Source organism: Actinacidiphila bryophytorum, from assembly GCF_016916835.1.
Classification (GTDB): Bacteria; Actinomycetota; Actinomycetes; order Streptomycetales; family Streptomycetaceae; genus Actinacidiphila; species Actinacidiphila bryophytorum.
Window position 1 is genome coordinate 202,667 of record NZ_JAFFIX010000001.1, and the last position, 17,617, is coordinate 220,283.

General features: G+C 72.1%; 14 protein-coding genes. 9 read left to right on the plus strand and 5 right to left on the minus strand.

The features are described 5' to 3' along the window. Nucleotides 1-45: 45 nt before the first annotated feature. Both JT723_RS00825 and JT723_RS00830 read right to left on the minus strand, forming a co-directional pair. The gene (locus JT723_RS00825; protein WP_240164873.1) at nucleotides 46-546 is read right to left on the minus strand and encodes a hypothetical protein; all 501 of its coding nucleotides are present in this window, start codon (nucleotides 544-546) and stop codon (nucleotides 46-48) included. Next, entirely contained in the window at nucleotides 543-1,829 is a 1,287-nt protein-coding gene (locus JT723_RS00830) for a molybdopterin-dependent oxidoreductase (RefSeq protein ID WP_205042363.1), read from the minus strand. Before JT723_RS00830 ends, JT723_RS00825 begins: the two co-directional genes overlap by 4 nt. Nucleotides 1,830-2,068: 239 nt before the next feature. Between JT723_RS00830 and JT723_RS00835 the strand changes: the two genes are divergently transcribed. Beyond that, a complete protein-coding gene (locus JT723_RS00835; protein WP_251512787.1) occupies nucleotides 2,069-3,448 on the plus strand; it encodes a hypothetical protein in 1,380 nt (459 codons plus the stop codon). 122 nt (nucleotides 3,449-3,570) lie between these two features. Here JT723_RS00835 and JT723_RS00840 read toward each other — a convergent pair whose 3' ends face one another. Next, nucleotides 3,571-4,656, minus strand: a complete 1,086-nt coding sequence (locus tag JT723_RS00840; protein WP_205042365.1) for a LacI family DNA-binding transcriptional regulator — start codon at nucleotides 4,654-4,656, stop codon at nucleotides 3,571-3,573. 300 nt (nucleotides 4,657-4,956) lie between these two features. Between JT723_RS00840 and JT723_RS00845 the strand changes: the two genes are divergently transcribed. The 7 genes from JT723_RS00845 (at nucleotide 4,957) to JT723_RS00875 (ending at nucleotide 14,268) form a co-directional block, all read left to right on the plus strand. Further along, nucleotides 4,957-6,108 (plus strand): Gfo/Idh/MocA family protein, encoded by a 1,152-nt coding sequence (locus JT723_RS00845; RefSeq protein ID WP_205042366.1) that lies wholly within the window; start codon nucleotides 4,957-4,959, stop codon nucleotides 6,106-6,108. After that, entirely contained in the window at nucleotides 6,105-7,259 is a 1,155-nt protein-coding gene (locus tag JT723_RS00850; RefSeq protein WP_205042367.1) for a dihydrodipicolinate synthase family protein, read from the plus strand. The genes JT723_RS00845 and JT723_RS00850 overlap by 4 nt, the downstream gene beginning before the upstream one ends. Continuing rightward, nucleotides 7,256-8,137, plus strand: coding sequence for a sugar phosphate isomerase/epimerase family protein (locus JT723_RS00855; protein WP_205042368.1), 882 nt, complete (start codon nucleotides 7,256-7,258; stop codon nucleotides 8,135-8,137). Before JT723_RS00850 ends, JT723_RS00855 begins: the two co-directional genes overlap by 4 nt. A 317-nt stretch (nucleotides 8,138-8,454) precedes the next feature. Continuing rightward, the gene (recD2, locus tag JT723_RS00860; protein WP_205042369.1) at nucleotides 8,455-10,674 is read left to right on the plus strand and encodes an SF1B family DNA helicase RecD2; all 2,220 of its coding nucleotides are present in this window, start codon (nucleotides 8,455-8,457) and stop codon (nucleotides 10,672-10,674) included. Between the two features lie 124 nt (nucleotides 10,675-10,798). Further along, complete coding sequence (locus JT723_RS00865; RefSeq protein WP_205042370.1) at nucleotides 10,799-12,088, plus strand: citrate synthase; 1,290 nt, start codon at nucleotides 10,799-10,801, stop codon at nucleotides 12,086-12,088. Nucleotides 12,089-12,509: 421 nt separating this feature from the next. Further along, nucleotides 12,510-13,259, plus strand: coding sequence for an SDR family NAD(P)-dependent oxidoreductase (locus tag JT723_RS00870; protein WP_205042371.1), 750 nt, complete (start codon nucleotides 12,510-12,512; stop codon nucleotides 13,257-13,259). A gap of 202 nt (nucleotides 13,260-13,461) precedes the next feature. Then, complete coding sequence (locus tag JT723_RS00875; RefSeq protein WP_205042372.1) at nucleotides 13,462-14,268, plus strand: DedA family protein; 807 nt, start codon at nucleotides 13,462-13,464, stop codon at nucleotides 14,266-14,268. On the opposite strand, the gene JT723_RS00880 is transcribed toward JT723_RS00875, so the two are convergent. Beyond that, nucleotides 14,237-15,007 (minus strand): TetR/AcrR family transcriptional regulator, encoded by a 771-nt coding sequence (locus JT723_RS00880; protein ID WP_307794022.1) that lies wholly within the window; start codon nucleotides 15,005-15,007, stop codon nucleotides 14,237-14,239. The genes JT723_RS00875 and JT723_RS00880 overlap by 32 nt on opposite strands. A 114-nt stretch (nucleotides 15,008-15,121) precedes the next feature. Here JT723_RS00880 and JT723_RS00885 point away from each other — a divergent pair, with 114 nt between their 5' ends. After that, a complete protein-coding gene (locus tag JT723_RS00885) occupies nucleotides 15,122-17,374 on the plus strand; it encodes an MMPL family transporter (RefSeq protein WP_205042373.1) in 2,253 nt (750 codons plus the stop codon). A gap of 3 nt (nucleotides 17,375-17,377) precedes the next feature. On the opposite strand, the gene JT723_RS00890 is transcribed toward JT723_RS00885, so the two are convergent. Beyond that, the gene (locus JT723_RS00890) at nucleotides 17,378-17,581 is read right to left on the minus strand and encodes a MarR family transcriptional regulator (RefSeq protein ID WP_205042374.1); all 204 of its coding nucleotides are present in this window, start codon (nucleotides 17,579-17,581) and stop codon (nucleotides 17,378-17,380) included. Nucleotides 17,582-17,617: the final 36 nt, after the last annotated feature.

A 17,617-nucleotide genomic window follows, 5' to 3' on the forward strand; every position in this document is an offset into this window, starting at 1 on the left:
GCCGGCCTCCATCATCGTGCGGTCACCAGGAGATAGGCCTTCGCGTTACACCGGCGCCTTGCGGCGTTCGCGCCACAGGCGGAAGGCCAGGTGGAGTCCTGACAGGCCGAACAGCACGCCGGTGACGGCCATCCAGCGGGTGCGGAAGACGCCGGCGTCGAGCAGGGTCGCGTAGCGGAGCTGGGCGCCGCTGTCCTGGGAGATCAGGGGCCAGTAGACGAGCAGCAGCATCAGGGAGACGAAGGCCGGCACCCGGATGTGGTTGACCACGGCGATACGGCGGGGCGAGCGCGGGCGGGAGCCGCGTACGGCCCTGTGCAGGAGCCAGTCCGCGCTGCCGTACAGCGGGACCGCCACCAGGTCGTGGACGACCGCGGCGCCGACGGCCCACTCCAGCACGCCCCGCCAGTCGCCGGCCAGCAGCTGGGCCATGGCGTAGCCGCAGAGCGCGAAGGAGGCCAGCAGGGTGGCCAGGTGCCACCACGGTTCGCCGTAGAGGAGGTGGAAGAGCCGCCGCACGACCGGCTTCCTGTCCGGTGATGTCATGTCCGCTCCGGGAAGTCGGTCGCTCCGAAGGTCAGCCGCCCGACCCACTTGGTGTTCATCACCCCGGGCGCGCCGGGGATGATCACGCGGGCCGGGTAGCCGTGGTCAGGGGTGAGATCGGCGCCGTTGACGCGCAGGGCCAGCAGCGTTCTGCCGTCCCGGACCTGGCCCGCGCTCAGTGCCACCGCGCGGAAGGAGCCGGTGAGCTGGATGGACTCGACGAACACGCCAGGGGGGTCGTCCGGGTGCCCGACCAGGGCGGCCAGATCACGCAGCCGCACGCCTTCCCAGTGCTGGTCGCCGGTGGACCAGCCTTCGACGCAGGCGATGGGCAGGGCAGCGCGGGCCTGGGCCATGCGCTGCAGCTCCGCGAGGCCCAGCCGGACGCTGCCGCCGGCGCCGCTGACCGTCAGCTGCCAGTCGGCACCCACGTCCTGCGGCCGGATGTGCGCGCCGGCCGCGGTCTTGTTCACCGGAAAGCCTCCCGGGCCTGTGCCCGGCGACCGGCCGTGGGGTGCGAGCAGCGCCGTGCCGCGCAGGGGGCCGCCGATGCTCTGCCCGGCGGTCACCACCGCGAGCGCCAGCGAACCCAGGCCGACCATGCCGAGCAGGCCGCGCCGGGAGATCGTCGGGTCCGCCGGGCGGGCCGCGACCAGGCCGCCGCTGTCGGGGGGTTCCGGCCGGGTGCGTGACGTCGGGGTGCGCAGCTCGGCGCGGAAGTCGCGGCTGCGCAATGCCCGCACGGCCGTGGGGAGTCTGAGCGCCACATGGGCCAGGACCGCGCCGACGAACACCCACGCACCGTAGAAGTGCAGCGGATAGAACGAGCCGGGGAAGACGTAGTCCAGCTGTACGTTGAGGATGCCGGTCACGAACTCGAAGAAGCCGCCTCCGACCAGGAGCAGCAGCGACAGCCGCTCCAGGGCGTGGCCCACCGAGCGCACCGGCGGCAGCGCGAACAGCTTCGGCACCACGGACCACAGCTTGGCCAGCAGCACCGGCACCAGCACGATCCCCAGCGTGACGTGCACACCCTGGTTGAGGCGGTAAAGCCAGTAGGGATGCGTGGGCCAGGAGAACAGGTAGAAGCCGAGCAGCCCCTTGCCCGGCGTCTTGTCGTTCACGTGCGACAGGTTCGGGTTGTACGCGGCGTACGACAGCAAGCCGGTGACGAACAGCACCGGGATGCCGACCAGCAGGACGGCGCCGAGCACCGACGTGAGCCAGGGGCCGCGCAGCGGGCTGCGCCACAGCTCGTTCGGGCGGGGGAGGGGGACCTTCATGCCCGCCGACCCTAGGGGCGAAAACCGCCCGGGCGACCGGATCGACTCATGACGGAATTGTGACGTCGTCCCGGGGCGCGGGCAGTCCTTGCGGAAGTCTGACGTGCGGGCGAGCGGCCGTGACCGCGGCGCTCCGGGTGCCTAGGGTGCCGCAGGTGAGCCCCTTCTCCGCGAGCCCGCCGAGTCCGCCGAGTCCGCCGAGCCCCGCAGGCAACGCTGCGGCCGCAGGACCCGCGGCCGTGTCCCCGAGCGGCCACCTGCCCCGCCTGCCGGGGCGCACGTCCCGCCGCCGGGACGTGGCGGCAGCCGGCGCGGCACTGCTCCTCTTCGCCGTCCTGGCGGGGATCGGCGCCTGGCTCCAGCGCGACAGCCCCGTGCTCAGGTCCCCCCTCCCGCCCCTGGAGGCGTGGTGGCGTCCGCACACCGGCCCCGGCACGCCCCTGGCCGTGACGGTCGCCGTCCTGGTCGTCGCGTACGGCCCGCCGCTGGCGGTGCGACTTCCCTGGCGCGGGCTGCTGTGGTCGGGGTGGGCCGCCGCGATGGCGTGGACCTGGTCGCTGGCCCTGGTGGACGGCTGGCGTCGCGGCATCGCAGGGCGGCTCGACGAGACCGGCGAGTACCTGACGCAGCTGCACCGCTTCGACGACCTCGGGCCGGCACTGCGGACGTACACCGACCACATCCTGATCGGCTCGCCCCAGAACTGGACCACGCACATCGCCGGCCACCCGCCCGGCGCCGTGCTGACCTTCGTCGGTCTTGACCGGATCGGGCTGGGCGGCGGCACCTGGGCCGCCGCCTTCGTGATGACCGCCGGCACGTCCCTGGTCGTCGCCGTGCTGGTCACGCTGCGCCTTCTGGTCGGCGAGCAGGCGGCCCGCGCCGCGGCGCCCTTCCTGGCCCTGGCGCCAGGCGCGGTCTGGGTCGGAGTGGCCGCCGACGGCTACTTCGCGGCCGTGGCCGCCTGGTCGCTGGCGCTGCTCGCCGTGGCCGCGACACGGCGTTCACCGGTGATGTGCGCGGTCGCCGGGTTCGGCGGCGGGCTGCTGTTCGGCGCCTCCTGCTACCTGTCGTACGGCCTGGTGCTGCTCGCCGTTCCGGCGGCCGCGGTGCTGGTGTGCGCCCGCACCGCCCGCCCGCTGCCGTACGCGCTCGCCGGGGCGGCCGTCGTGCTGGCCGCGTTCACCGCCGCCGGTTTCGACTGGTGGGAGGCGTACGGGCTGCTGCGGACCCGGTACTACCAGGGCTACGGCGGCGTACGCCCGTACAGCTACTGGTTCTTCGGCGACATCGCGACGGCCGTCGCGGCAGCCGGGATCGCCTCGGCCGCGGGGCTGCGCCGAGTGCTGACGGCAGCGCCCGGCCTGCTGCGGACCCGGGCGTGGGAGAGCCGGCCCGCGGTCGCGGCGGTCCTGCTGCCGTGCGGCTTCCTGCTGGCGATGCTCGCCGCGGACCTGACCGGCATGAGCAAGGCGGAGACCGAGCGCATCTGGCTGCCGTTCACCCTGTGGCTGCCCGCCTTCGCCGGTTTCCTCCCCGGCCGCGACCACCGCGGCTGGCTGGCGGTCCAGGCGGTGACCGCACTGCTGCTCAACCACCTGCTCCTGACGGCCTGGTGACGGCTGCCTGCCCCGACTGAGGACTCCCGGCCCGTTCGCCTTCTTGCCCGGCGACGGAACGACGTCGTCACCAGGCCGGGCCGTACCGCGGCCCTATGCGCGACGGCTGTATGCGACGGCTTTCAGGCGCGGGCGGCCGCGGGCGGCGCCGTGGACCCCCGGACCATCAGCTCCGTCGTGATCGTGGCGACCCCGCCGGGCGGCGGAGTGATGCGCCCCATCACCAGCCGGCCCGCCCGCGCGCCCGCCTCCTGCAGGGGGATGCGGACCGTGGTCAGCGCGGGCGAGGCGTCCGCGCTGAAGGGCAGGTCGTCGAAGCCGGCCACGGAGACGTCGCCGGGGATGCTCAGCCCGCGGTCGCGCAGCGCGGCGCACACGCCGAGCGCCACCGTGTCGTTGGCGGCGACGATCGCGGTCACCCCCACGTCCCTGCGCAGCAGTTCGAGTGTCGCGTCGAAACCGGCGTCGCGGTCGTAGCCGCCGTGCACGATCAACTGGTCGGCGTCCGCGCCCGCCTCGGTGCCCGGCCCCATTCCGTGGGCCTCCAGCGCCGCCCGGTGGCCGGCCAGCCGGTGCCCGGTGGTGCTGCGCTCTGCGGGACCCGTCACGTAGCCGATCCTGCGGTGGCCGAGGGAGAGCAGGTGTTCGGTCAGCCGTCGGGCGCCGCCGTGGTTGTCGAAGGCCAGGGTGGTCAGCGGGCCGCTGTCGCCCGGCAGGGTCAGCGGCGGCCGTCCGCACAGCACGATCCGGGTGCCGGACGCGGACAGCCGGGCGAGCCGAGCGACCACGGCCTCGCTGTGCGCCGAGCTGTCCACCGCGCCGCCGGTCAGCACCACCCCGGCGGCCCGCTGGCGCTCCAGCAGCGTGAGGTAGGTCAGTTCGGCCTCTGGCGACCCGCCGGTGTTGCACACCACGGTGAGCTTGCCGCCGGGCTCCGCGGCACCCACGCCGACCTCGGCCTGCAGCGCGCTGGCGATGAGGCCGAAGAAGGGGTCGGCAACGTCGTTGACGAGCACACCGACCAGGTCGGAGGTGGCCGCGGCCAGCGCACGCGCCTGGCCGTTGACGACGTAGTCCAGCTCGGCCACGGCGCGCTGGACCCGTTCGCGGGTGCTGCCCGCCACCGGGTAGTTGCCGTTGAGCACCCGGGAGACCGTGGCGGACGACACCCCGGCGCGTGCGGCGACATCGGCCAGTGTCACTGCCATCTCGCTGCGGTCCTCCTCCGTCTTCCGCGGTTCCTGCGGTTCCGCGGATCGTGCGGGTCGTGCGGATTCCGCGGGTCATGCTCTCATCCCGGCCGCCCGGCGTCATCGCGAGCGTACGCGCAAGCGGCAGCAAGCGCTTACCCCATCACCTGGGCGAGTCTTGCCCGAAGGGAGACCGGCGGGTTAGCGTGATGCGGAAAGAAAGCGCTTGCTGTACGCCTTGCTGCGGCGCTCGCCATCCGTTGCCGCCACGGCTCCGCTCACCGGGGCCCCGCCGAACCACCGAGAAGAGGACCCCACGTGACACGCAGGACTGTGCGGATCGCCATGAACGGCGTCACCGGACGCATGGGATACCGGCAGCACTTGGTCCGCTCGATCCTCAGCCTGCAGCAGCAGGGCGGGCTCGACCTGGGCGACGGCACCACGCTGTGGCCCGAGCCGGTCCTGGTGGGCAGGAGGGAGCACGCGCTGCGGGCCATGGCCGAGCAGCACGGCATCGAGCACTGGTCGACCGACCTGGACGCGGTGCTCGCCGACCCCTCGGTCGAGATCTACTTCGACGCCCAGGTCACCTCCGCCCGCGAGGACGCGGTCCGCCAGGCGATCGCCGCGGGCAAGCACATCTACTGCGAGAAGCCCACCGCCACCTCGCTCGACGGCGCCCTGGAACTGGCCAGGCTCGCGGTGGCCGCGGGCGTCAAGCACGGGGTGGTGCAGGACAAGCTCTTCCTGCCCGGCCTGCAGAAGCTCAAGCGGCTGGTCGACGGCGGCTTCTTCGGCCGCATCCTGTCCGTCCGCGGCGAGTTCGGCTACTGGGTCTTCGAGGGCGACTGGCAGAGCGCCCAGCGGCCGTCGTGGAACTACCGGGCGCAGGACGGCGGCGGCATCGTTGCCGACATGTTCCCGCACTGGGAGTACGTCATGCACGAGACCTTCGGCCGCGTGCGCACCGTCCAGGCGCTGGCGACCACCCATGTGCCGCAGCGCTGGGACGAGCGCGGCAAGCCCTACGACGCCACCGCCGACGACGCCGCCTACGGCATCTTCGAGCTGGACGGCGGCGCCGTCGCGCAGATCAACTCGTCCTGGACAGTCCGCGTCAACCGCGACGAACTGGTGGAGTTCCAGGTGGACGGCACATACGGCTCCGCCGTCGCCGGGCTGCGCAATTGCCGCGTCCAGCACCGCTCTGCGACCCCCAAGCCGGTGTGGAACCCCGACCTGCCCGCCACCGAGGCCTTCCGCGACCAGTGGCAGGAGGTCCCGGACAACACCGAGTTCGACAACGGCTTCAAGGCCCAGTGGGAGCTGTTCCTGCGCCATGTCGCCCTGGACGAGCCCTGGCGCTGGGACCTGACCGCCGGCGCCCGCGGCGTCCAGCTCGCCGAACTCGGCCTGCGGTCCTCCGCGGAGGGCCGCCGCCTCGACGTCCCGGAGCTGTCCCTGTGACCATCCAGCTGCCCGACGCGTCCGGCGGACTGCGCGGATATGTGCCGCGCCCGGAACCCGCCGCCCTGGCCACGGAACTCCCGCTGCGCAGCCGTGTGGTGTATTCCGCCGCCCATGTGGTGGCCGACCCGCTCCGCACCGCCGCGGACGAACCCGCCGCGGTGGACTGGGACACCACCCTGGCATTCCGCCGCCACCTGTGGGCGCACGGCCTGGGCGTCGCGGAGGCCATGGACACCGCCCAGCGCGGCATGGGCCTGGACTGGCCCGTCGCCGCCGAGCTGATCCGCAGGTCGTCCGCCGAGGCGCGGTCCGCCGGCGGCCGGATCGCCTGCGGGGTCGGCACCGACCAGCTCACAGGACCCGCCGCCACCCTTGCCGAGGTCACGGCCGCCTACGAGGAGCAGCTCGCGGTGGTCGAGGCGGCCGGCTCACAGGCCGTGCTGATGGCCTCCCGGGCGCTCGCCGCCGTCGCGAAGGGGCCCGAGGACTACCTCCAGGTCTACGGGCACCTGCTGCGCCAGTCCGCCGACCGGGTGATCCTGCACTGGCTGGGGCCGATGTTCGACCCGGCGCTCGAAGGCTACTGGGGCAGCGCCGACCTCGACGCGGCCACCGAGACCTTCCTCGACGTGATCGCCGCCCACCCCGACAAGGTGGACGGCGTGAAGATCTCGCTGCTCGACGCCCGCCGCGAGGTGGAGCTGCGCCGCCGCCTCCCCGACGGCGTGCGCTGCTACACCGGCGACGACTTCAACTACCCGGAGCTGATCGAGGGCGACGCCCGGGGCTTCAGCCACGCCCTGCTCGGCATCTTCGACCCGCTCGCGCCGCTGGCCGCCGCCGCGGTCAGCACCCTGGACACCGGGGACGCAGCCGGCTTCCGGCGGCTGCTCGACCCGACCGTGGAGCTGTCCCGGCACCTCTTCTGCGCCCCGACGCGCTTCTACAAGACCGGCGTCGTGCTGCTCGCCTGGCTGGCCGGTCACCAGCGGCACTTCACCATGGTCGGCGGGCTGCAGTCGGCCCGCTCGCTGCCGCACCTCGCGCGCGCGTACGAACTGGCCGACCAGGTGGGGCTGTTCCCCGACCCGGCACTCGCCGAGGCCCGGATGCGCGGGCTGCTGACCCTGCACGGAGTGGACGCATGACCGGTATCGAGCCGCAGGAACCGCATGAGCCGCATGAGCCGAAGGAACCGCACGACCTGACGCGGCTGAGCATCAACCAGGAGACCGTCAAGCAGTGGTCGCTGCCGGAACTCGCGGCCGGGTGCACGGCCGCGGGCATCGGCTCGGTCGGCCTGTGGCGGGCGCCGGTCCAGGAGTACGGCGTGGAACGCGCCGCGCGCCTGATGCGGGACAGCGGGCTCACCGTGACCTCGCTGTGCCGCGGCGGCTTCTTCACCGCCCGGGACCCGGAACTGCGCGCCCGCGCGCTCGACGACAACAGAGCGGCCATCGACGAGGCCGCGGAGCTGGCGACCGGCACCCTGGTGCTGGTCTCCGGCGGGCTGCCGGCCGCAGACCGGGACATCGCCGCGGCCCGGGAGCGGGTCGCCGACGCCCTCGCGGAACTGGCCCCGTACGCCGCCGAGCGGGGTGTGCGGCTGGCGCTGGAGCCGCTGCACCCGATGTACGCCTCGGACAGGTGCGTGATTTCCACACTCGGTCAGGCGCTGGACATTGCCGAGCGTTTCCCGGCCGAGCAGGTCGGAGTCGTCGTGGACACCTACCACCTGTGGTGGGACGACCTGGCGCCGGCGCACACCGCCAGGGCGGGCGCCGGCGGCAGGATCGCCGCCTTCCAGCTGGCCGACTGGGTCACGCCGCTGCCCGAGGGCGTCCTGCTGGGCCGCGGCCAGCTCGGTGACGGCTGCATCGACCTGCGCGGATGGCACCGGCGGGTGGACGCGGCCGGCTATCGGGGGGCCGTCGAGGTGGAGATCTTCAACCCCGCGCTGTGGGCGCGGGACGGCGCCGAGGTCCTCGCGGAGGTCGCCGAGCGGTACGTCCGGCACGCCCTCTGAAAAAATCTTGAGAAATTCGGCGCTCGTAGGACAACCCTCACGGTGGGTGGCCGGTCGTATATGGCATCACGGCTCCCGGGAGGGGTTCAGGGAGCCGGCAGGAAATGCGCCCGAGGGGGGCTTCGGGGGTAGCAGGGGGAGCGCGAGAGGGGTCCGGCATCCGGCCGGGCCCCTCTCGGGCGTTTTACGGCACCTTCCCGCGCCCGCAGCCGCCGGGTCAGCCCGCGGTGCAGCCGGGTTGTCCACAGGCCGGGAACGCGGTGTCCGCCCCGGCCGGTACCTTCGGAGCAGATCGACTCCGGGGAGGAGGCCGGGCAATGCCGGACGGTGGGCTCGCGGTGCTGGAAGGTGTCCTGGAGCGGATCACCTACGCCAACGAGGACAACGGCTACACGGTCGCGCGGGTGGACACCGGCCGCGGTTCCGGCGACCTGCTGACGGTCGTCGGCGCCCTGCTCGGCGCGCAGCCGGGCGAGTCCCTGCGGATGCACGGCCGCTGGGGCTCCCACCCGCAGTACGGCAAGCAGTTCACGGTGGAGAACTACACGACGGTCCTGCCCGCCACCATCCAGGGCATACGCCGCTACCTGGGCTCCGGCCTGATCAAGGGCATCGGGCCGCGCATCGCCGAACGCATCGTGGACCACTTCGGCACCGGAACCCTGGAGGTCATCGAGGGCGAGCCGAAGCGCCTGATCGAGGTCCCGGGCCTCGGGCCGAAGCGCACCAAGCTGATCGCCGCCGCCTGGGAGGAGCAGAAGGCGATCAAGGAGGTGATGGTCTTCCTGCAGGGCGTGGGCGTCTCGACGTCCATCGCGGTGCGGATCTACAAGGGGTACGGCGACGCGTCGATCTCCGTGGTCAAGAACCAGCCCTACCGCCTGGCGGCCGAGGTGTGGGGCATCGGCTTCCTGACCGCCGACCGGATCGCGCAGGCCGTCGGGATACCGCACGACAGCCCTGAGCGGGTGAAGGCCGGGCTGCAGTACGCGCTCTCGCAGGCGACCGACAGCGGGAACTGCTTCCTGCCCCAGGAGCGGCTGATCGCCGACGCGGTCAAGCTGCTGCAGGTGGACACCGGCCTGGTGATCGACTGCCTCGGCGAACTGGCGGACGAGGAGGGCGTGGTCCGCGAGAGCGTGCCGGCACCGGACGGGGACGGCGAGCCGGTCACCGCCGTCTACCTGGTGCCCTTCCACCGGGCCGAGATCTCGCTCGCGGCGCAGGTGCTGCGGCTGCTGAAAGGCCCCGAGGACCGGCTGCCCGCCTTCCGGGACGTGGACTGGGACAAGGCGCTGACCTGGCTGGCCGGGCAGACCGGCGCCGACCTGGCCCCTGAGCAGCAGCAGGCGGTGCGCCTCGCCCTGACGGAGAAGGTCGCCGTCCTCACCGGAGGACCCGGCTGCGGCAAGTCCTTCACGGTGCGCTCGGTGGTCACGCTGGCCAGGGCGAAGAAGGCCAAGGTGGTGCTGGCCGCCCCGACGGGCCGGGCCGCCAAGCGGCTGTCGGAGCTGACCGGCGCCGAGGCGTCCACCGTGCACCGGCTGCTGGAGCTGAAACCCGGCGGGGACGCCGCCTACGACCGGGACCGCCCGCTCGACGCGGACCTGGTGGTGGTCGACGAGGCCTCCATGCTGGACCTGCTGCTGGCCAACAAGCTGGTCAAGGCGGTGCCGCCGGGCGCCCACCTGCTCTTCGTGGGGGACGTGGACCAACTGCCGAGCGTCGGGGCCGGCGAGGTGCTGCGCGACCTGCTCGCGGACGGCGGCCCGGTCCCCGCGGTACGGCTGACCCGGATCTTCCGGCAGGCCCAGCAGTCGGGGGTGGTCACCAACGCCCACCGGATCAACTCCGGGCTGCCACCGGTCACCCAGGGGCTCCCCGACTTCTTCCTCTTCGCCGAGGAGGACTCCGAGGAGGCGGGCCGGCTCACCGTGGACGTGGTCGCGCGCCGCATCCCCGCCAGGTTCGGCCTCGACCCGCGGCGGGACGTCCAGGTGCTGACCCCCATGCACCGCGGCCCCGCCGGCGCCGGCGCGCTCAACGGCCTGCTCCAGCAGGCCGTCACCCCGGCCCGTCCCGACCTGCCCGAGCGCAGGTTCGGCGGCAGGACCTTCCGGGTCGGTGACAAGGTCACCCAGATCCGCAACAACTACGACAAGGGCGCCAACGGCGTCTTCAACGGCACCGTGGGCGTGGTCACCGCGCTGGACGCGGTCGAGCAGCGGCTCACCGTGCGCACGGACGAGGACGAGGAGATCGGGTACGACTTCGACGAGCTGGACGAGCTGGCCCACGCCTACGCGGTGACCATCCACCGCTCGCAGGGCAGCGAGTATCCGGCGGTGGTGATCCCGGTCACCACGGGGGCCTGGATGATGCTCCAGCGCAACCTGCTCTACACGGCTGTGACCAGGGCGAAGCGGCTGGTCGTGCTGGTCGGCTCGCGGCGGGCGATCGGCCAGGCGGTGCGCACCATGTCGGCGGGCCGGCGCTTCACGGCTCTCGACCACCGGCTCTCCGTGGGCGCAAAATAGGCACTCCGTGCCACTTTTCGGCCCGATGGCCGACCCCGAGTGCACGCGTGCGCGCCAAATGGGGGACAGTGGACGTAGTCAGGGCACCTCGAAGAAGAGGCAAAACCGTCGGTGAGGGAATGACGTGAGCGACAACTCTGTAGTACTGCGGTATGGGGACAGCGAGCACAGTTACCCGGTGGTTGACAGCACGGTCGGCGACAAGGGCTTCGACATCGGCAAGCTGCGCGCCGATACGGGCCTGGTCACGCTCGACAGCGGTTACGGCAACACCGCGGCCTACAAGTCCGCGATCACGTTCCTCGACGGCGAGGAAGGCATCCTCCGCTACCGCGGATATCCGATCGAGCAGCTTGCCGAGCGCGGGACCTTCCTTGAGACCGCCTACCTGCTGATCAACGGCGAACTGCCGACGGTCGACGAGCTGGCGGAGTTCAAGGGCCAGATCACCCAGCACACCCTTCTGCACGAAGACGTCAAACGGTTCTACGACGGCTTCCCGCGCGACGCCCACCCGATGGCGATGCTCTCGTCGGTGGTCAGCGCGCTGTCGACGTTCTACCAGGACAGCCACAACCCGTTCGACCCCGAGCAGCGCCACCTGTCCACGATCCGGCTGCTCGCCAAGCTGCCGACGATCGCGGCGTACGCGTACAAGAAGTCCGTCGGCCAGCCGGTGGTCTACCCGCGCAACGACCTCGGCTACGTCGAGAACTTCCTGCGGATGACCTTCTCGGTGCCCGCCGAGGAGTACGCACTCGACCCGGTCGTGGTCAGTGCGCTGGACAAGCTGTTCATCCTGCACGCCGACCACGAGCAGAACTGCTCGACCTCCACCGTGCGCCTGGTGGGCTCCTCGCAGGCGAACCTGTTCGCCTCGATCTCGGCGGGCATCAGCGCGCTGTGGGGGCCGCTGCACGGCGGGGCCAACCAGTCGGTCCTGGAGATGCTGGAGGGCATCCAGGCCACCGGCGGCGACGTCGACTCCTTCATCCGCAAGGTGAAGAACAAGGAGGACGGCGTCAAGCTGATGGGCTTCGGCCACCGCGTCTACAAGAACTTCGACCCCCGGGCGAAGATCATCAAGGCGGCGGCGCACGACGTCCTCTCGGCGCTCGGCAAGTCCGACGAGCTGCTGGACATCGCGCTCAAGCTGGAGGAGCACGCGCTCAGCGACGACTACTTCGTCTCGCGCAAGCTCTACCCCAACGTGGACTTCTACACCGGTCTGATCTACCGCGCCATGGGCTTCCCGACCAGCATGTTCACCGTGCTGTTCGCGATCGGCCGGCTGCCCGGCTGGATCGCCCAGTGGCACGAGATGATCAAGGAGCCCGGCTCCAGGATCGGCCGTCCGCGGCAGATCTACACCGGCGTCGAGATCCGCGACTACGTCTCGGTCGAGGCCCGCTGACGCAGGCCGCTGCCGCGCCCCTGAGCACAAGAGAGCGCCCCGCGCTGGATCCCCCCACGGGTCCGGCACGGGGCGCTCCCGTTCCCCGGAACGGATCCCCCCACGGGTCCGCCCGGGCGCTTGTGGCGACTGCGCCGTTGCCGGGACGAAAACGGCCCGGGAGGGCCGCTCAAGCTCCCCGGGTATCGCCCCGGCGACGCGTTCCGGACCGTCCCCCAAGACGGTCCGACCTACAGCCCCCCACCGGCTCCGCCGGGAGCGCGGTGCTCAAGACATAAGACCCGCCAACCACTGTAATGGTTACGTTCTCCGCCATGTGATCTACGTCTCTTCAAAAAAGGCTGTTTCCGCAGGCTACCCCGCCCGCGGCCGGTTCGGGGGGATCCCGTAGCGTGCTGTCTCTTCTCGAGGGGCGGAGCACATGGCACAGAGCGGGGCAGCGGTGCGCAACATCGTGGTGACCGGCGGCGGCACGGGCATCGGCCGGGCCGTCTCGCTGCGGTTCGCCGAGGACGGCCACCGGGTCACGATCGTCGGCCGCCGCCGCGAGGTGCTGCACGCGACCGTCGAGGAGATCCGGGCGGAGCGCGGGCTGGACATCACCCCCGTGGTCTGCGACCTGGCCGACCCCGACGACGTCGAGGCGGCCCTGTCGCAGCTGCCCGACCGGGTGGACGTCCTGGTGAACAACGCGGGCAGCCGGGAGCTGGCCGTGGGTGCGGGACCGCACGGGGTACTGGCCCGCTGGCGCGGCGACTTCGAGCGCAACGTGCTCACCGCGGTCCTGATCACCGAGTCGCTCCGCGACCGCTTCACCACCGACAGCGGCCGGGTGGTGACGGTGACCTCGGTGGCCGCGCTGCGCGGCGGCGGCTCGTACGGCGCCTCCAAGGCCGCGCTGCACGCCTGGAACCACTCGCTCGCCGCGCAGCTCGGCCCGCAGGGCGTCACCTGCAACATCGTGGCGCCCGGCACGGTGGCGGGCACCGAGTTCTTCGGCTCGCGGCTCAACGACGCCGAGCTGACCCGGCGCGCGGGCCGCACACTGGTCGGCCGGGTGGGCCACCCGGCGGACGTGGCGGCCGCGGTGCTCTTCCTCGCCTCGCCCGAGGCGGGCTTCATCACCGGCGAGATCCTGCAGTGCAACGGCGGTGAACTTCTCGGCCGGTGATCTTCTGGCCGTTTTTCCGCCCGGCCGGCGCGGCACACCCCACGGCGGTGACCTCAGGGTGCGTCCTACTACCTGAGGTGTAGACCTGCTGAAACCTCAGGATGAGCTTTCTTGTGAATAGGCCGAAGCCCGGCTAACCCGCTTGCCGTCCCGGTCCACCGCTGTCAGCGTTGGATAAAGGGCAGGGAAGAGGGGCGGTGGGATGGACGTTGCACTGAGTGTGTCGTCACTGGACTTCACCTCCGGACTCGCCGAGTACCTGAGGGGTGGGCACGTCATCTGGGCGTACGCGCTGCTGGCCGTGACCACGGCCCCGCCGCTCGTGCCCAACTCGGTGCTGCTCGTGACCGGCGGCGTGATGGCCGCGGAAGGGCACCTCAACCTCGCGCTCGTGCTGCTCGTGGTCGCCGGCAGCGCGGTGTTCGGCGACCTGGTGATGCACAGGACGGGACAGGTCATCAGTCCCCGCGTGCTCAGCCGCATGCACCGCAGGCCGCGCCGTGAGGCGCTGCTGAGGTGGACGGCCCTGCGCATACAGCGGCACGGTGTGCCGTTCGTCATCGGAGTGCGGTTCCTGCCCAGCGGCCGGATCATCGGCGGCCTCGCGGCGGGCATCGTGCGCTATCCCGCACGCCGCTACGCGATCGGCGCAGGCGTGGCCGAGTCGGTCTGGGCGTCGTATTCGGTGGGCGCCGGCTACATCAGCGGCCGGGCGGCCTCCAACTCCCTCTACGCGCTCTCTCTGGGGCTCGGCATCTCCCTGGCGGTCGCCGGGGTCGGCACGGTCGCGCAATGGGCCTCACGGGCCAGGGAGCGCCGTCAGGGCACCGGTGTGACACGGCCCTCGGCCGTGGTGGCGTCCTCGGTGGCCAATAAGGGCGGCGCGGCGGCCCTGGGACCCGCTGGAACGCCGGGCGCGGGCGGCACACCGACGATCGGACCGCCCGCGGCCTCCCGGGACGGGTACGGCGACACCTTCAGCTGCTCGTCGGCAGGGCGCGAGAAGTAGCCTCCGCGCCCGCTCCACGGGGATCGTGCGCCCTCTCGGCGGCGGTGGCCGCACGTTCCGCCGCCGCCGCGACCACCGCCGCATGCGCCGCGGACGTCTCGGCCTCGCCGATCGTGACCGGTCCTGTGCCGACGTAGGGCGCGAGGTAGCGGTAGAGCATCCCCTTCAGCTCGCGTGCGTAGGCGGCCCGTTCCTCGCCCTCGCTCTGCACGACCAGGTCGAGTGCGGCCTTGAACATCGCGAAGGACATCTGGGCGACCAGTGTGCGCTCGACGGTGGACAGCGCGGGCCGGCGCAGGGCCAGCATCCAGGACACGCCGTCGAGGAACCGCGCGTGCAGCGTGTCGTGCTCCTCGGTGACCCGGCCCGGCGCGTCGGGGCCCTTGATGAGGGCGAGGAAGGCGGGGTTGGCGCAGTTGAACTCGATGAAGGGGCCGGCCACCGCGTCGATCAGCTGGTCCAGCGGCAGCCGGGCGTTCTCCGCGGTGAAGACGCGCCCGTGCGCCTCCTCCATCTCCTTGATCAGCCTGCCGCCCAGCTCGACGGCGATGGCCTCCTTGTTCGGGAAGAACTGGTAGAGCGTGCCCGGGGACACGCCGGCCTCGCGCGCGATGGCGTTGGTGCTGGACGCCGTGTAGCCCTGCGTGCAGAACACGCTGGCGGCAGCCTGCAGCAGCTGGCTGATACGCCGCTCGCCGCGCGCCTGGCGCCGCCTCGGTCTCTCGTCCGCCTCGGACACGTGTACTCCCAGGGGGGATTGACAAACGCGAGTGCCCGCTCGCATTCTTGAAACGCGAGCGGTCGTTCGTGTTTGTGATTTTATGTCGTTCTAGGGGGAGAGGACACCTCTGTCATGTCCGATGTCAACCGTGCAGGGGCTGTCGGGGGGTGGACGCGGGTCGTGACGGCCCGACCGCGGCTGACCCTGCTGCTGGCACTGGTCTTCACCGCGCTCACCGTCGTGGCCGGAAGCGGCGTCGGGGACCGGCTGTCCAGCGGCGGCTTCGAAGCCCCCGGTTCCCAGTCCTCGTACGCCACCGCGGCCCTCGCCGACCGCTTCCCCGACTCGCAGCCCAACCTCGTCCTGCTGGTCGACACCCGGGGCGCGGACCTGGACAGCGCCGCGGTCGCAGCCCAGGGCCGGCAGCTGGCCCGCAGGCTCGCGGCCGATCCCGACGTCGTCGGTGTCAGCTCGTACTGGGACACGCGCGCGCCGGTGCTGCGCGCCAAGGACGGCGGATCGGCGATGATCGCCGCGCGGCTGCGCGGGGACGACGACGCCGTCGCCAAGGAGGTCAAGCGCATCGCCCCGCTCTACCGGGGCGCCCGCGGGCCGGTCCGGGTGAGCGTCGGAGGCAATGCCGAGGTGCTGCACGAGATGCAGACCACCATCCAGCAGGACCTGGTGCGGGCCGAGATGATCGCCCTGCCGATCACCCTGGTGCTGCTCGTCATGGTCTTCGGCAGCGCCGTCGCCGCACTGTTGCCGCTCGGCATCGGCATCATCGCGATCCTCGGCACCAGTGCGGTGCTGCGCGGCATCACCGGATTCACCGATGTGTCGGTCTTCGCCGAGAACCTGACCACCGCGCTGGGCCTCGGGCTGGCGATCGACTACGCCCTGTTCATCGTGCGCCGCTTCCGCGAGGAGCTGGCCGCCGGGGCCGCACCGCGCTCCGCTGTGGCGACGACCCTGCGCACCGCCGGCCGCACCGTGCTGTTCTCCGCGCTGACGGTTGCCGCCGCACTGTCCGCGATGCTCGTCTTCCCGCAGTACTTCCTGCGCTCCTTCGCCTACGCGGGCGTCGCCGTGGTGCTGCTGGCCGCCGGTGCGGCACTGATCGTGCTGCCTGCCGCCCTGGTGCTGCTCGGCGACCGGGTCAATGCGCTGGACCTGCGTGTGCTGATGCGCCGCCGCCGCGGCCGGTCGGAGGGCCTGGCCGACGCGGAGCCCGGCGCGCGCTATGCGGCGCTGGCCCGGCTGGTGATGCGCAGGGCGCCCGCCTTCGCGGTCGGTGCGGTGGCCGCGCTGCTGCTGCTCGGCCTGCCCTTCCTGCAGGTGCAGTTCGGGACGGCGGACGACCGGCAGCTGCCGAGCGCGGCCGAGTCGCACGTCGTGCAGCAGCACCTCCGGGCGGACTACGCCGGCAGCCCGGTCGGTGCCATCACCGTGCTCGCCGAGCACGCCGACTCCGCAGGCCTTGCGGACTACCGGCGCAAGGTGGCGGCCCTGCCCGGCGTGGTGCGGGTGGAAGGTCCCGTCGCCGCCAAGGGCGACGCGGGCAGCGCCTATCTGACGGTGATCCCCGCCGGGGCTTCCGTGGACTCCGGGCCGCAGCACCTGGTCGGCGAGATCCGTGCCCTGCCGACGGACTTCCGGGCCTCGGTCACCGGGCAGGCAGCGGTGCTGGTGGACACCAAGCACGCCATAGCGCAGCGACTGCCCTGGGCGGCGGGCATCATCGGCCTGGTCACACTGCTGCTGGTGTTCCTGCTGACCGGCAGCGTGCTGGTCCCGGTGCAGGCGGTGCTGCTCAACGCCCTCAGCCTGACCGCGATGTTCGGCGCTGTGGTCTGGGTCTTCCAGGACGGCCACCTGTCCGGGCTGCTGGGCTTCACCTCGACGGGCAGCATCGAGACGACGCTGCCGGTGCTGATGTTCTGCGTGGCCTTCGGGCTGTCCATGGACTACGGGGTCTTCCTGCTGTCACGGATCAAGGAGGAGTACGACAGGACCGGCGACCACCAGGCGTCCATCGTTTTCGGGTTGCGCAGGACCGGCGGGCTCATCACGGCCGCCGCGGTCATCCTGGCGGTGGTGATGGTCGGCGTCGGAATGTCCCGGGTGACCAACACCAAGATGCTGGGACTGGGGATCGCGCTCGCGGTGCTGATGGACGCGATGGTGATCCGTACGCTGCTGGTGCCCGCGGTGATGCGGCTGACGGGCCGGGCCACCTGGTGGGCGCCGCCGGTGCTGCGCCGATTCCACGACCGGTTCGGCATATCCGAGGGCGGCGGCCCGCAGCCGCCGGCCGGCGCGGAGAAGGGCGCGGCCCCGCACTCCGGAGAGATGCGGGACCCCGAGCCTGTGAGCAGCACCTGACGGTCAGTCCGAACCCCGGCGGCCGCGGTTCCCCGGCCGCCGGGCGCTCCACGCCCTGATGGTGTCCGCGTACCAGTAGGGCTTGCCCCCTTCCACGCGGTCGGGATCGGGCAAGTGCCCGTGCTTGCGGTAGGAGCGCACGGTGTCGACCTGCACGCGGATATGTGCCGCGATGTCCGCGTACGACCACAGGGTCCGGTCCGTCATGTCGGCTACCTCCGAGCATTCGTGACTGTCAGTCAG